Raw genomic sequence first — 14430 nt, 5'->3', positions numbered from 1 at the left:
GCGGGCCGATTCAACGCCAGGCGCCGCGGCAGATGCAAGTCAGAACGAGAGTATTGAGTGAACGTTTTCTTTGAGGAATCGGGCAGTTTCAAGGCGGGCAGCGTGCTGTCGCGCCAGGGCGATGCATTCCAGGTCGAGCTGCCGGGCGGCCGGCGCGCGAAGGTGCGCGCCAAAGACGTGCTGATCGAATTCGAGAAGCCGAGCGCCGGCGATCTGATCCAGCAGGCGGATGCCGCCGCGCAGGAAATCGATCTGGATTTCCTGTGGGAATGCGCCCCCGACGATGAATTCCCGTTTGCGACGCTGGGCGCCGACTATTTCGGTGCCTCGTTCGGTCCTGTAGAACGCGCCGCACTGGTGCTGCGCATGCACAGCGCGCCGGTCTACTTCCGCCGCAAAGGCCGCGGGCAGTATCAGCGTGCGCCGCAAGAACAACTGAAGATGGCGCTCGCCGGCCTCGAACGCAAACGCCAGCAAGGCTTGGTGCAGGCGGAGTACGAGGAAGAGCTGAAAGCGGGCCGGCTGCCGGAAGCCTTGGCCGGCAAGGCGCTCGGACTGCTGACCAAGCCCGACAAGAACACTATCGAATACAAGGCGCTCGAAGCCGCAGCGGCGGCGCGCGGCATTTCGCAGGCGCGCCTGATGCTCGAGTGCGGTGGCATTCCATCGGCACGCGCACTGCATGAAGCGCGTTTCCTGTCGGAATTCTTCCCGCACGGCACCGGCTTTGCGGCGGTGACGGTCGGTGCGTTGCCCGAGGATTTGCCGGAAGCCGAGGTCGAAGCGTTCTCGATCGACGACGTGACCACTACCGAAATCGACGATGCGTTTTCGGTCGAGCATCTCTCCGACGGCCGTGTGCGGATCGGCGTGCACATCGCGGCGCCGGCGCTGGGAATTACCCGCGGCGACGAGATCGACGCGATCGCCCGCACGCGTCTGTCGACGGTCTACATGCCTGGCGACAAGATCACCATGCTGCCGGACAGCGTCGTCGAGGCGTTCACGCTTGCCGAAGGCGGCTTGCGCCCGGCGCTGTCGCTGTATGTGATCGTCAATCGCGAAACCCAGGAAATCGTTGTCAGCGAGACACGTGCCGAGCGTGTGTTCGTGAAGAACAACCTGCGGCACAACACGCTGGACGAACTGGTCACCGAAGAAGCGCTTGCCGCCGGCAGCGGCGAGTATCCGCACAAGGACGACATCGCGGTGCTGTGGCCGTTCGCTCTCGCATTGTTCGAAAAGCGCCAGCAGGCGCGCGCTGGATATGGCCTGCGCCGCGAAGTACAGCGCAATACCGATTTCAATTTCTATGTGGACGGCGAGCACATCACGATCACGCCGCGCCGCCGTGGTTCACCGCTCGACACGATCGTCGCCGAGCTGGCGATTCTCGCCAACTCATCGTGGGGCGCGTTCCTGCACGACCACGGCGTGCCGGGCATCTATCGCTCACAGAGGGCGTTCGGTGCGCCGACAGGTCCGAAGCGCACACGCATGCAGACCACCGCAGCGCCGCACGAAGGCCTGGGCGTGACGCAGTACGCGTGGAGCACTTCACCGCTGCGCCGCTACGTCGACCTCGTGAATCAATGGCAGTTGCTCGCCTGCGTGCAACATGGTGTGACCGCCAAGCTAGCCGCGCCGTTCAAGCCGAAGGACGCCGATCTGTTCGCCGTCGTGCAGGGCTTCGACGATACCTACACCGCCTACGCCGATCACCAGCGCCGCATGGAGTATTTCTGGTGCCTGCGCTGGCTGAAGCAGGAGAACAAGAAGCAGGTGGTGGCGACCGTGGTGAAGGACGACCTCGTTCGGCTCGAAGAAATTCCGTTGCTGCTGCACGTGCCGGCGCTCGGCGTGCATGCGCGCGGCACGCGTCTGCTGATGGAAGTGATGTCGATCGACGAGCTGACCGTGGAAGCGTCCGTGCGGATGCTGCACGTGCTCGACGCGCCGACGGTGACGAGCGGCACCGAAGCCGAAGAGGCTGAAGAAGCCGACGAGGGCGAAGAAGAGCTGCTCGACGCCGCGGACGATTCCGCAGCGAGCGAAGCGGAAGCTGAGGCCGAAGCCGGCACTGAGGCTAGTGCAGAGGAAAACGGCAACGGTGGGGAAGGCGAAGACGCCTCGGCCGGTCAGCACGTCGCGGAGCCGGGGCAATGAGCCAGACCATCCAGCCCGGTGCGCATTCGACTGCGCAGGGCGCTGACCCGGCAACTCCGGCCGCCGACCCGCGTGACCGCTATGCGGTGGTCGGCAATCCGATCGGCCATAGCAAATCGCCGTTTATTCATGCGCGCTTTGCCGAGCAGACTGGTGAGCGGATCGAGTACACCCATCTGCTCGCACCCATCGACGCCTTCGTGCCACAGGTTCGCGCGTTCATCGACGCGGGTGGCCGTGGTCTGAACGTCACCGTGCCGTTCAAGCTGGAGGCACACGCGTTGGCCACGAAGCTGTCGCCGCGTGCGGCGGCCGCGGGCGCGGTGAACACCTTGCGCTTCGAGGCCGGAGAGATCCATGGTGACAATACGGACGGCTTCGGCCTCGTGCGCGACGTCGAAGTCAATCTGGCCACGCCGCTCCAGGGCGCGCGAATTCTGTTGCTGGGCGCGGGCGGTGCCGCGCGCGGCGTCGTGCTTCCCATGCTGGAGCGCGCCCCACACACGCTGACGATCATCAACCGGACCGCTGCGAAGGCGAACGAACTGGTCGATCTGTTCGGCGAGGCGGCACGCGGAGTCGGTTGCCGACTGACGGGCGGCAGTATCGCATCCATTGAGCCGGGTGCTTACGACGTCATCATCAACGCAACCGCGGGCAGTCTGGATGCCGAGTTGCCCGAGTGCGACGACGGCGCGTTCGGCAGCGAGACGCTCGCCTACGACATGATGTACGGCGCCCAGCCGACCGTTTTCATGCAGCACGCGCAAACGCTGGGCGCGCGCGCGGCGGACGGTCTCGGCATGCTGGTTGAGCAGGCGGCTGAGTCGTTTTATATCTGGCGCGGCGTGCGTCCTGAAGGCGCGCCGGTGCTGGCTGAACTGCGGCGGATGTTGGCTGCGCCGAGCGCGGCCTGACCACGATGACGCGAACGAGACGAGCAGGCCGGCCGGGACCGACCCGCTGGGTTCTTTACGTGGGCGCCGTGGTGGCGATAGCCTGGTTTGCGACGCAGTTGTACTACTTCGTGCAGATCGGCATCTGGAATTACGTGAATCCGCAATCGACTGCCTTCATGCGCTCGGACGCGTGGACGCTTTCCGAAGACCGGCCCGATCTGTCGATTCAGCATACGTGGGTGCCGTACGAGCAGATCTCGCGCAACCTCAAGCGTGCGATCATCGCTTCCGAGGACGCGAACTTCGTCAACAACAACGGTTTCGAGACCGAGGCCATCCTGCAGGCGTGGGAGAAGAACAAGGCGCGCGGCAAGATTGTCCGGGGTGGTTCGACCATTACCCAGCAACTGGCGCGCAATCTGTTTCTATCGCGCGATAAAAGCTATATCCGCAAGGGGCAGGAAGTCATCATCACGTGGATGCTCGATAACTTGATGGACAAGGAGCGGATCTACGAGATTTATCTTAACTCGGTCGAGTGGGGTAATGGGGTGTATGGCGCGCAGGCGGCGGCGAACTATTACTACAAGACTTCGGCGGCGAAGCTGACCGTCGGGCAATCGGCACGTCTGGCGGTGATGTTGCCGAGGCCTAAGTATTTCGACGAGCATCGTAGTTCGGCGTATCTTGCGCAACGCGCGGGGGTAATTGCTCATCGGATGGGGGCGGCTGAGTTGCCGGAATGATTTGGGTGTTGTTGCCTGCGGCGGCTTGTTATTGGCTGTTGTTTCTACGGCGTTGGCCTCTCCTTGATTTGATATTGGTCTATTAGCTTCGCCCCTGTACGGGGCGGCACCTACTTTCTTGGGGCCGCCGCAAAGAAAGTAGGCAAAGAAAGCGGGCTGCAACCGCCAGCCTGTAGTGTCCATCTCTGTCGTGAGCCGGGAACGGCCCAACACGAGACGTGCCCTTGCGCCACATACCACAGCGACAAAGCACTCATCCGCTCCAGCGTTGCGCTGCGCGCCCCGCCGTCGGGCACAACTCGTTCTGCACGTTTTGTAGGGGTTCTAACGTTCGCGGATTTATACGTCTCTGAAACGGCGTTGCCCGCCGTTCGCCGCGTTCCCTCAAACTCCGCTATCCCAAGAAGCGCGGGCTACTGGCCGCAGCCAGTATTCCTAAACATCCGCGTGCTCCCGATAACGCCGCTTTGCTAGCCAATTTCCAAATCCTAACCGACCTCTGCGTTTCGAGGCTGCCTGCCTCCCTGGCAGCGCCCGGCTTTCCCAGGCAGACCCATCCGCGAGGCACGTAGTGCAGAGTGGGGTGGATGAGCCCTGTGTCACTAGCGCGGGCCGTGCGAGAGCACGTCTCGTCTTGGGCCGTTTCCGATTCCGGACAGAGATGGACACCTGCAGGCTGGCGGTGTGAGCCCGCTTTCTTTGCTTACTTTCTTTGCGGCGGCAGCGGCGGCAAAGAAAGTAAGTGCCGCCCCGCACCGGGGCGAAGCTAATAGACCGCTAAGAAAGCAAGGAGAGGCCAACGCCGTAGGCAAACAGCCGAAACAAGGCGCCGCAGGCAAACCAACCTAACCCAACCAAAAGACCCAGGAAACCCCAAAAAATCCAACCCCCCAAAAAATCCAACCCCCAAGGCGCCGCCAGCGAGCCCCCCCGAAAACAGCCATGCGCAGCATCAAATCCCATTATATGAATCCAACACTCACATATTGGAGATTTCAAAAAAACCGCCCTACAATTCGGAACACCAAGCCCGCAAGGCACCGTAGCAAGGCCCGCGAAACCCGCGAACCAAGCCGCCAGCGAGGCAAAAAAGGCCATACCCCTCCGCACGAGCACAGTGCGGCCGGCGCGGACCACAACGATCGGAGACAACCAGCCATGCCCATCACCGTCAGGCAGGAAGCACGCACTTGCCGTGTTCTGTCCCGTTCCTCTGGCCGCCAGGCCGGCCCCGCGCGGTAATACCCAACCAATCGCCCAATCGCCATGAACAAAGCGATGTCCACTCACGCCGCAGCCGACTCGGACGCAGGTTCCGACGCCGTGCCGCAACCGCGCACCCGCACGCTGAACGGCGCCTCGGGCTCACACAAGCCTGCCGACGAAATCGCGCTGCCGAGCACGCTGCTCGACATCACGCCGCAGCAAGCTGGCACGCAGACGCTATTGCGCGGCCTCGCGATTCTCGAAGCCGCCGCCGCGGGCGTGCGCGATCTGCGCACCTTCGGCGCCGCGCTCGGCACGACCCGCAGCACCACGCACCGGTTGGTCAGCAGCCTGGTCCAGGCGCGCTATCTGCGCCAGGTGCAGGGTGGCTATCTGCTCGGCCCAAAGCTGATTGAACTTGGCACCATCGCGCTCGAACAGATGCCGCTCACGGCAGTCGCGCGGCAGCATCTCGAGTCGCTCGCCGAACAGACGCTCGATACGATCCACCTCGGTGTGCGCGACGGCGACGACGTGCTCTACATCGACAAGATCCCCGGTACGCGCGGGCTGGAAATGCGCTCGCGCGTCGGCCATCGTATGCCGCTCGCGTCTACCGGCATCGGCAAGGCGATGATGCTCGACCTTACGCCGGATGCCTGGCAGTCGCTGTTCGATGCGTCGCGCCGCGCGCTCGCTGGCGTCAGCTTCAAGCCGGATAACCGGCCCGACATGCCGACCTTCATGCAGCGCATGACGAACTATTCGGCGGGCGGCTACACGTTCGACCTCGAAGAAAACGAGGCATCGATCCGCTGCGTCGCGGCACCCGTGCGCGACGCGTCGGGCGCGATCGTCGCGGCACTGTCGGTGGCGAGCACGATTCCGTATATGTCGCTCGAGCGCATGGACGAACTGATTCCGGTCGTGCAGCGCGAAGCGCGCGCCATCTCGGAGGAACTCGGCTGGCGTATGCCGCAGCCGGCGACGCGCAGGATCAAACGATGACGCAAGCGGGTTCACCCATGCCGGTCGCTAAAGTCACGAATGCCACGGATGCCACGGATGCCACGAACGTCGCAAACAACGCGACTGTCACCGCATCGCAAACGCACGCCGTTAGCCTCGATCAGGCCGCGCTGGTTGCGCTCGACTGGGGTACGACGTCATTGCGCGCCTATCTGTTCGACGTAGCCGGTAACGTGCTGGACACGCGCGAGTCGACCGCCGGCATCATGAATTTGCCGCGCGCCGCTGACGAAGGCGGTTTCGATGCCGCCTTTGAGGCCGCTTGCGGCGCCTGGCTCGAGCGTGCACCCGGCGTGCCGGTGATCGCAGCGGGCATGGTGGGGAGTGCTCAGGGCTGGCTCGAAGCGCCGTACGTCGATGCGCCGGCGAGTGCCGATGCGCTGGTCGCCGGCATCGTGCGCGTGCAGACCGCCCGTGGCGCGACGCTGCATATCGTGCCAGGCGTGCTCCAGCGCGGCGAACTGCCGAACGTGATGCGTGGCGAAGAAACGCAGATTTTCGGCGCGCTCGGCGACGGCACTGCAGCAACCGATGCTGGGGAGTACGAACTCATCGGCCTGCCCGGCACGCACGCGAAATGGGTCGTCGTGCGCGGCGGCCGGATCGAGCGCTTTCATACCTTCATGACCGGTGAGATCTTCGCGGCGCTGCGCGAGCACACCATCCTCGGTCGGACGATGGTGGCGCCGGATCGTCTCGATGCCGAGTCATTTTTGCGCGGCGTGAATATCGCGCGTCAGAAGGGCCAGGCGGGTCCGCTCGCGACGGTGTTCAGTACGCGCACACTTGGGCTCACCGGACAGCTCGGCGGTCAGCAGCAGCCCGACTATCTGTCGGGTTTGCTGATCGGTCACGAACTGGCCGGCCTCGACGCCGTTCTCGCACAGCAGCAAACCGGCCTTGCGGGGCACGCGCTGCGGCTGATCGGCAATGAAGCATTGTGCGCGCGTTACCAGCTCGCGCTGAGCCAATTCGGCTGTACCGACGCGCCGCTGGTCAAGCATGCCACCGAACGCGGACTTTGGCGCATCGCGACGCAGGCAGGACTGGTGGCAACCGCGGTGGCACCCACGGCGACACCGGCCCCCGGCGCCGCGCAGGCTGCGCGCTCCAGATAAGGCGCTGCCGCGCACGACACAGATAAGGAATCGACATGCAACCTCACATCAATCTGCCCGCTCCTTACTCGCCGCACGCGGGTCTGATGGCGGCCTTCGAAGCGTGCTCGCTGATCGCCATTCTGCGCGGCGTCACCCCCGCCGATGCCGCCGGACACGGTCAGGCGCTGTACGAAGCCGGTTTCCGGATCGTTGAAGTGCCGCTCAATTCGCCGCAACCGTTCGACAGCATCGCTGCGATCCGCAAGGCGCTGCCGGCGGATGCGATTGTCGGCGCGGGCACGGTGCTGCACGCGAGCTTCGTCCACGACGTGAAGTCGGCGGGTGGCGAACTGATCGTGATGCCGCATAGCGACGCGGATGTGGTGACGACGGCGAAGGCGCAAGGACTCGCGTGCGCGCCGGGTGTGGCCACGCCGAACGAAGCGTTTCTTGCGCTGAAAAAAGGCGCCGACGTGCTGAAGATGTTCCCCGCCGAACAACTCGGTTGCCAGGTCGTCAAGGCATGGCGCGCGGTGATCGCGGCTGAAGTGCCGCTGGTGCCGGTCGGTGGCATCACGCCGGACAACATGGGTCCGTTCCTGAGCGCAGGCGCGAACGGCTTCGGACTCGGCTCGGCGCTGTACAAGCCGGGCCAGAGCGCGGCGGCGACGGCGTCGCACGCTCGAGCCTATATCAACGGCTTGCGGATTGCGCGAGCAGGCGCGAAGAAATGAACCGGCTCGCCAACAAAGTCGCGTTGATCACCGGCGCCGGTCGCGGCATCGGTGCAGCCATTGCCCTCGCGTTCGCGCGTGAGGGTGCGGCGGTCGTGCTGGCGGAACTGGATATTGAAACGGCACAGCGTACTGCGCGGGACATTGAAGCGGCGTGCCGGGCAACTGGCGCCGGCAGTGCAAACGGTGCGAATGGCGCGAGCGCAGTCAGCGGTCCGGCAGCAACTAGCTGCGCAAAAGTGCTCGCGGTGCAGACCGACGTGACGCAATCCGCCTCGGTGCAGCATGCCGTGCGTGAAGCGGAAAGCGCGTTCGGCGCAGTCGATGTGCTGGTGAACAACGCCGGCATCAACGTCTTCTGCGATCCACTGACGATGAGCGACGACGACTGGCGGCGCTGCTTCGCCGTCGATCTGGACGGCGTCTGGAACGGCTGCCGCGCGGTGTTGCCGGGGATGGTCGAACGTGGTGCGGGCAGCATCGTGAACATCGCTTCGACACATTCGTTCAAGATCATTCCGGGCTGCTTCCCGTACCCGGTGGCGAAGCACGGTGTGATTGGACTGACCAGGGCGCTCGGCATCGAATACGCACCGCGCAATGTACGCGTCAACGCAATCGCGCCGGGCTACATCGAAACGCAGTTGACGCATGACTGGTGGAACAGCCAGGCCGATCCGGCCGCGGCGCACCAGGCAACCCTGGATCTGCAGCCGATGAAGCGCATCGGCCGCCCGGAAGAAGTGGCGATGACGGCGGTGTTCCTGGCTTCGGACGAGGCGCCGTTCATCAACGCAAGTTGCATCACGGTAGATGGCGGGCGCTCAGCGCTGTACCACGACTGAGCCACCGTCTGGAGAAATATGGGCAGCGCGCCGTGGAACACGCGCCGCCATGAAGCAAAAGAAAGCAAAAGAAAGCAAAAGAAAGCAAAAGAAAGCAAAGCGCCACAGAGCGCAACGAACAGTTTTAGCCGGTTGACGCGCTGGCCGCGTGTGTCAGGGACCGGATAAGAAGACGCGGCCGATACCTTCTCGTTATCTACTAATTAGTCAGGAGACTGCAACATGAAACGTAGAATTTTCCTCACGCTGGCAGCCGCAGCAGCAGGTGTGCTGTTCAACGCACCGGTCGTAGAGGCCGCTGATCAGGTCAAGATCGGCTTTCTGGTGAAGCAGCCGGAAGAGCCGTGGTTCCAGGACGAATGGAAGTTTGCTGAGATCGCTGCCAAGGAAAAGGGCTTCACGCTGGTGAAAATCGGCGCACCCTCGGGCGAGAAGGTAATGAGCGCAATCGACAACCTGGCTGCTCAAAAGGCGCAAGGTTTCATTATCTGCACGCCGGATGTCAAGCTCGGACCGGGCATTGTCGCCAAGGCGAAGGCTGACGGACTGAAGATGATGACGGTCGACGACCGCCTCGTCGACGGCGCGGGCAAGCCGATCGCTTCGGTGCCGCATATGGGCATTTCGGCGTACAACATCGGCAAGCAGGTCGGCGACGGCCTGGCTGCGGAAATCAAGAAGCGTGGCTGGGACATGAAGGACGTGGGCGCGATCGACGTGACCTACAACCAGTTGCCGACCGCAGTCGACCGCACCGGTGGTGCAACCGACGCGCTCGTGGCAGCCGGTTTCCCGAAGGCCAACGTGATTGAAGCGCCGCAGGCGAAGACCGACACGGAAAACGCCTTCAATGCCGCCAACATCGCGCTGACCAAGAACCCGCAGTTCAAGCACTGGATCGCCTACGGCCTGAACGACGAAGCCGTGCTCGGCGCGGTGCGTGCAGCGGAAGGCCGTGGCTTCAAGGCTGACAACATGATCGGTATCGGCATCGGCGGTTCGGACTCGGCTCTGAACGAGTTCAAGAAGCCGACTCCGACGGGTTTCTACGGCACCGTCATTATCAGCCCGAAGCGCCATGGCGAAGAAACCTCGACGCTGATGTACGACTGGATCACGCAGGGCAAGGAACCGCCGATGCTCACGTTGACGACCGGCATGCTGGCTACGCGTGACAACGTCGCGGACGTGCGTGAAAAGATGGGTCTGGCATCGAAGTAAGCCGCCGGCAATAGAAGTGCAGCGGGCAGGCGCCGGAGCGTGATTCCGGTCGTCCTGCCCCGCATGTTTCACAGGATGCAACAGGAGGCGAAGTGTCAGCGACGCTGCGTTTTGACAATATCGGTAAGGTCTTTCCAGGCGTGCGTGCGCTCGACGGCGTGTCCTTCGACGTGAACGTCGGCCAGGTGCATGGCCTGATGGGCGAGAACGGCGCGGGGAAATCGACCCTGCTGAAGATTCTTGGCGGTGAATATCAGCCGAATTCCGGCCGCCTGATGATCGACGGCAACGAGGTGCGCTTCGGTAGCGCGGCCGCGTCGATCGCGGCCGGCATCGCGGTGATTCACCAGGAACTGCAATACGTGCCCGATCTGACGGTCACGGAAAACCTGCTGCTCGGCCAGTTGCCGAACTCGCTCGGCTGGGTCAACAAACGGGAAGCCAAGCGCTTCGTGCGCGAACGCTTGGAATCGATGGGTGTGGCGCTCGATCCGAATGCGAAGCTGGGCAAGCTCTCGATTGCCCAGCGGCAGATGGTGGAAATCTGCAAGGCGCTGATGCGCAATGCACGCGTGATCGCGCTCGATGAGCCGACCAGTTCGCTGTCGCACAGCGAGACTGAAGTGCTGTTCAAGCTGGTGCGCGATCTGCGCGCCGACAACCGGGCGATGATCTATATCTCGCACCGGATGGATGAGATTTACGAGTTGTGCGACGCCTGCACGATCTTCCGTGATGGCCGCAAGGTGGCTTCGCATCCGACCCTCCAAGGGGTGAAGCGCGAGACGATCGTGAGCGAAATGGTCGGCCGCGAAATTTCGGACATCTACAGCTACAAGCCGCGCGAACTCGGCGAAGTGCGCTTTGCCGCCAAAGCAATCGAAGGGCACGCCCTCAAGGAGCCGGCCAGCTTCGAAGTGCGGCGCGGCGAGATCGTCGGCTTTTTCGGTCTGGTGGGCGCGGGCCGTAGCGAACTGATGCACCTCGTGTACGGCGCCGACAGCAAGAAGAACGGCGAGATCATGCTGGACGGCAAGACGATCAAGGTGCGCAGCGCCGGCGAAGCGATTCGCCACGGCATCGTGCTGTGCCCGGAAGACCGCAAGGAAGAGGGCATCGTCGCGATGGCGAGCGTGTCCGAGAACATCAACATCAGCTGCCGCCGCCATTACCTGCGCGGAGGCTTCTTCCTGAATCGCAAGAAAGAAGCGGCAACGGCAGACAGATTTATCAAGCTGCTGAAGATCAAGACGCCGAACCGTCGCCAGAAGATCCGTTTCCTTTCCGGCGGCAACCAGCAGAAAGCGATTCTGTCGCGCTGGCTCGCGGAGCCCGATCTGAGAGTGGTGATTCTCGACGAGCCGACGCGCGGTATTGACGTCGGCGCGAAGCATGAGATCTATAACGTGATTTATCAGCTTGCGGAACGCGGTTGCGCGATCGTGATGATTTCGTCCGAACTGCCGGAAGTGCTCGGCGTGTCCGACCGGATTGTCGTGATGCGGCAGGGCCGCATCTCCGGCGAACTGCCGCGCAGCCAGGCCAACGAGCAGGCGGTGCTGAGTCTCGCATTGCCGCAAAGCTCGACCGCACCGGAAGATGCCGCCTCGCAGGCGGCCTGAAACTGAACGGACGCAAGTCCCCAATAACCCGTCAGCCCGTGACGAAAACGGGAGGAGTCATCAAATGCAAGCCAGAGAAAACCTCGCGCAACAGGCCGGCAAGGCCGCCGCCGAAGCGCTGATTCCGCAGAGCAGCGACAAGCAGAAATGGTGGCAGCAAGTCACCGACTACAGCCTGATCGTGATTTTCGCGATCATGTTCATCACGATGTCCCTGACGGTCGATCACTTTTTCTCGATCGAAAACATGCTCGGTCTCGCGCTGTCGATCTCGCAGATCGGCATGGTCGCCTGCACGATGATGTTCTGTCTCGCGTCGCGTGACTTCGATTTGTCCGTGGGTTCCATCGTCGCGTTTGCCGGCGTGCTGTGCGCGATGGTGCTCAACGCGACGGGCAGCACGTTCATCGCGATCATCGCGGCAGTCGCTGCCGGAGCGGCGATCGGTTGGGTCAACGGCGCGGTGATCGCGTATCTGCGCATCAACGCGCTGATCACGACGCTCGCGACGATGGAAATCGTGCGCGGCTTCGGCTTCATCGTGTCGCATGGCCAGGCCGTGGGCGTGTCGTCGGATACGTTTATCGCGCTGGGTGGCTTGTCGATGTTCGGCGTGTCGCTGCCGATCTGGGTCACGCTGCTGTGCTTCATCGTGTTCGGCGTGATGCTCAACCAGACCGTGTATGGCCGCAATACGCTGGCGATTGGCGGCAATCCGGAAGCGTCGCGTCTGGCCGGTATTAACGTCGAGCGCACCCGTGTGTATATTTTCCTGGTGCAGGGCGCGGTCACCGCACTGGCCGGCGTGATTCTCGCCTCGCGTATCACCTCGGGGCAGCCGAACGCCGCGGAAGGCTTCGAACTGAACGTGATCTCGGCGTGCGTGCTGGGCGGTGTGTCGCTGCTGGGCGGCCGCGCGACGATTTCGGGTGTGGTGATCGGCGTGCTGATCATGGGCACGGTCGAGAACGTGATGAACCTGCTGAATATCGACGCGTTCTATCAGTACCTGGTGCGTGGTGCGATCCTGCTCGCCGCCGTGCTGCTCGACCAGTTGAAGAACCGCGGCGCGCGCGATTGACGCGCGGTGGCCCGTTAAGTTGCTTAGTTGCTTAATAGAATAGGAATCGAACGATGTCGTCTCCTGCCAATGCGAATGCCCGCCAGGCGGACAACGTATATGCGCGCTATCCGAGCCTTGAAGACCGGACTGTGCTGATCACGGGCGGCGCGACCGGCATCGGCGCGTCGTTCGTCGAGCACTTTGCTGCGCAAGGCTCACGCGTCGCGTTCTTCGATATCGACGCGAGCGCCGGCGAGGCGCTCGCCGATGAACTCGGCGATTCGCGCCACAAGCCGCTGTTCCTGCCGTGCGACCTGACCGATATCGACGCGTTGCGCAAAGCGATCGCCGACGTCAAGGCCGCACTCGGCCCGATCGAGGTGCTCGTCAACAATGCAGCGAACGACAAGCGTCACAAAATCGAGGACGTGACGCCCGAGTCGTTCGACGCGGGGATCGCCGTGAACATCCGCCATCAGCTCTTCGCGGCGCAGGCCGTGATGGACGATATGAAAGTGGCTGGACGGGGTTCGATCATCAACCTCGGCTCGATAAGCTGGATGCTGAAGAACGGCGGTTATGCGGTCTACACGATGTCGAAATCGGCTGTACAGGGCCTCACGCGCAGTCTCGCACGCGATCTCGGCCACTTTAATATTCGCGTGAATACGCTGGTGCCGGGCTGGGTGATGACCGAGAAGCAAAAACGCTTGTGGCTCGACGATGCCGGGCGCCGCTCGATCAAGGAAGGCCAATGTATCGACGCCGAGTTGCTGCCGGACGATCTGGCCCGCATGGCGCTCTTCCTCGCCGCCGATGACAGCCGCATGATCACGGCCCAGGACGTCATCGTCGACGGAGGCTGGGCATGAGCGAACCCACGCGCGCGTCCCTGCTGGTTGACGTCAAATGCACGCTCGGTGAAGGCGCTACGTGGTGCGCGAGAAGCGGGCGCTTTTACTGGACCGATATCGAGGGCGCACGGCTATGGCGCTACGACCCCCGAGACGGAAGCAGCACCTTCTGGCGCATGCCGGAGCGGCTTGCGACTTTTGCGCTCTGCGCCGATCTGCAATACCTTTTACTCGGACTTGCGACCCATCTTGCTTTCTTCGACCTTGCAACTGGCGAGACTCAGCGTATTGTCGATGTCGAGCCGGGTTTGAACACGCGCGTCAACGACGGCCGCTGCGACCGTCAAGGACGTTTCGTGTTCGGTACGAAGGATGAGGGTTCACCCTTACGCGCCGTGGGCGGGTTCTACCGTCTGAACCGCGATCTGTCGCTCGAGCGCTTGCCCTTGCCGGCACCCGCGATTTCGAACAGCATCGCATTCAGTCCGGACGGCGCGACGATGTACTACTGCGATTCGCCGACCCGCGAGATCCGCGCGTGTGATTACGGCGCAGACGGCACGGTCGCGAACGACCGTCTGTTCACGAAGCTCACGGATGCGACTGGCGAGCCCGATGGCTCGACCGTCGACCGCGACGGCGGCCTGTGGAATGCGCAGTGGGGCGGTGCGCGAGTGGTGCGCTATGGCCCGGACGGTGTGGAAACGGCGCGGGTGACCGTACCCACCGTGCAACCGAGTTGCGTGGCGCTCGGCGGCGATCAGCTCGGCACGCTGTACATCACGAGCGCGCGCATCGACCTCGACGCGTCCGCGCTCGCTGGCGACAGGCATGCGGGCGGTGTGTTCGTGGCCATACCCGGGGCGCGCGGCTTGCCTGAAGCCGTCTTTCAAGGTGCACCAGGGCTGTGCAAGACGAGTCAGTTGAGCTAACTTTTTCGCGGCG

Annotated in this window: 12 protein-coding genes; all 12 read left to right on the top strand. The window is 63.2% G+C overall.

Translation table 11 applies throughout. From position 1 onward, the window contains the following. Positions 1–57 precede the first annotated feature (57 nt). The 12 genes from P3T40_RS06845 (at position 58) to P3T40_RS06790 (ending at position 14417) form a co-directional block, all read left to right on the top strand. Positions 58–2166 carry a ribonuclease catalytic domain-containing protein gene (locus P3T40_RS06845; RefSeq protein WP_429266918.1) on the top strand — a complete coding sequence of 703 codons (2109 nt, stop codon included), beginning with the start codon at positions 58–60 and terminating at the stop codon, positions 2164–2166. Beyond that, positions 2163–3083, top strand: a complete 921-nt coding sequence (aroE, locus tag P3T40_RS06840; protein ID WP_429266917.1) for a shikimate dehydrogenase — start codon at positions 2163–2165, stop codon at positions 3081–3083. Before P3T40_RS06845 ends, aroE begins: the two co-directional genes overlap by 4 nt. Before the next feature lie 5 nt (positions 3084–3088). Then, positions 3089–3811: a monofunctional biosynthetic peptidoglycan transglycosylase gene (mtgA, locus tag P3T40_RS06835; RefSeq protein WP_429266916.1), complete on the top strand. Its 723-nt coding sequence runs from the start codon at positions 3089–3091 to the stop codon at positions 3809–3811. Between the two features lie 1278 nt (positions 3812–5089). Continuing rightward, a complete protein-coding gene (locus P3T40_RS06830; RefSeq protein WP_429266915.1) occupies positions 5090–6025 on the top strand; it encodes an IclR family transcriptional regulator in 936 nt (311 codons plus the stop codon). Next, complete coding sequence (locus P3T40_RS06825; RefSeq protein ID WP_429266914.1) at positions 6022–7164, top strand: 2-dehydro-3-deoxygalactonokinase; 1143 nt, start codon at positions 6022–6024, stop codon at positions 7162–7164. Before P3T40_RS06830 ends, P3T40_RS06825 begins: the two co-directional genes overlap by 4 nt. A 35-nt stretch (positions 7165–7199) precedes the next feature. Next, the gene (locus P3T40_RS06820) at positions 7200–7880 is read left to right on the top strand and encodes a 2-dehydro-3-deoxy-6-phosphogalactonate aldolase (RefSeq protein ID WP_429266913.1); all 681 of its coding nucleotides are present in this window, start codon (positions 7200–7202) and stop codon (positions 7878–7880) included. Beyond that, positions 7877–8725, top strand: coding sequence for an SDR family oxidoreductase (locus P3T40_RS06815; protein WP_429266912.1), 849 nt, complete (start codon positions 7877–7879; stop codon positions 8723–8725). Before P3T40_RS06820 ends, P3T40_RS06815 begins: the two co-directional genes overlap by 4 nt. Positions 8726–8947: 222 nt before the next feature. Continuing rightward, the gene (locus P3T40_RS06810; protein WP_429266911.1) at positions 8948–9946 is read left to right on the top strand and encodes an arabinose ABC transporter substrate-binding protein; all 999 of its coding nucleotides are present in this window, start codon (positions 8948–8950) and stop codon (positions 9944–9946) included. A gap of 92 nt (positions 9947–10038) precedes the next feature. After that, positions 10039–11568 carry an L-arabinose ABC transporter ATP-binding protein AraG gene (gene araG / locus P3T40_RS06805; RefSeq protein ID WP_429266910.1) on the top strand — a complete coding sequence of 510 codons (1530 nt, stop codon included), beginning with the start codon at positions 10039–10041 and terminating at the stop codon, positions 11566–11568. Between the two features lie 64 nt (positions 11569–11632). Then, the gene (araH, locus tag P3T40_RS06800) at positions 11633–12649 is read left to right on the top strand and encodes an L-arabinose ABC transporter permease AraH (RefSeq protein ID WP_429266909.1); all 1017 of its coding nucleotides are present in this window, start codon (positions 11633–11635) and stop codon (positions 12647–12649) included. Between the two features lie 53 nt (positions 12650–12702). After that, positions 12703–13503: an SDR family NAD(P)-dependent oxidoreductase gene (locus P3T40_RS06795; RefSeq protein WP_429266908.1), complete on the top strand. Its 801-nt coding sequence runs from the start codon at positions 12703–12705 to the stop codon at positions 13501–13503. Then, entirely contained in the window at positions 13500–14417 is a 918-nt protein-coding gene (locus tag P3T40_RS06790; RefSeq protein WP_429266907.1) for an SMP-30/gluconolactonase/LRE family protein, read from the top strand. Before P3T40_RS06795 ends, P3T40_RS06790 begins: the two co-directional genes overlap by 4 nt. Positions 14418–14430: the final 13 nt, after the last annotated feature.

The sequence above is a fragment of the Paraburkholderia sp. EB58 genome (assembly GCF_050436665.1).
Classification (GTDB): Bacteria; Pseudomonadota; Gammaproteobacteria; order Burkholderiales; family Burkholderiaceae; genus Paraburkholderia.
Note: the sequence above shows the minus strand (reverse complement) of the source record. Positions and strands in the feature narration are given on the sequence as shown.

Bases quoted from the DNA above. Each gene is read 5' to 3' on its own strand.
- P3T40_RS06820 (WP_429266913.1), top strand. From the start codon at position 7,200: ATGCAACCTCACATCAATCTGCCCGCTCCTTACTCGCCGCACGCGGGT.
- P3T40_RS06790 (WP_429266907.1), top strand. From the start codon at position 13,500: ATGAGCGAACCCACGCGCGCGTCCCTGCTGGTTGACGTCAAATGCACG.
- P3T40_RS06825 (WP_429266914.1), top strand. From the start codon at position 6,022: ATGACGCAAGCGGGTTCACCCATGCCGGTCGCTAAAGTCACGAATGCC.
- P3T40_RS06830 (WP_429266915.1), top strand. From the start codon at position 5,090: ATGTCCACTCACGCCGCAGCCGACTCGGACGCAGGTTCCGACGCCGTG.
- mtgA (WP_429266916.1), top strand. From the start codon at position 3,089: ATGACGCGAACGAGACGAGCAGGCCGGCCGGGACCGACCCGCTGGGTT.
- araH (WP_429266909.1), top strand. From the start codon at position 11,633: ATGCAAGCCAGAGAAAACCTCGCGCAACAGGCCGGCAAGGCCGCCGCC.
- P3T40_RS06810 (WP_429266911.1), top strand. From the start codon at position 8,948: ATGAAACGTAGAATTTTCCTCACGCTGGCAGCCGCAGCAGCAGGTGTG.
- P3T40_RS06795 (WP_429266908.1), top strand. From the start codon at position 12,703: ATGTCGTCTCCTGCCAATGCGAATGCCCGCCAGGCGGACAACGTATAT.
- P3T40_RS06815 (WP_429266912.1), top strand. From the start codon at position 7,877: ATGAACCGGCTCGCCAACAAAGTCGCGTTGATCACCGGCGCCGGTCGC.
- aroE (WP_429266917.1), top strand. From the start codon at position 2,163: ATGAGCCAGACCATCCAGCCCGGTGCGCATTCGACTGCGCAGGGCGCT.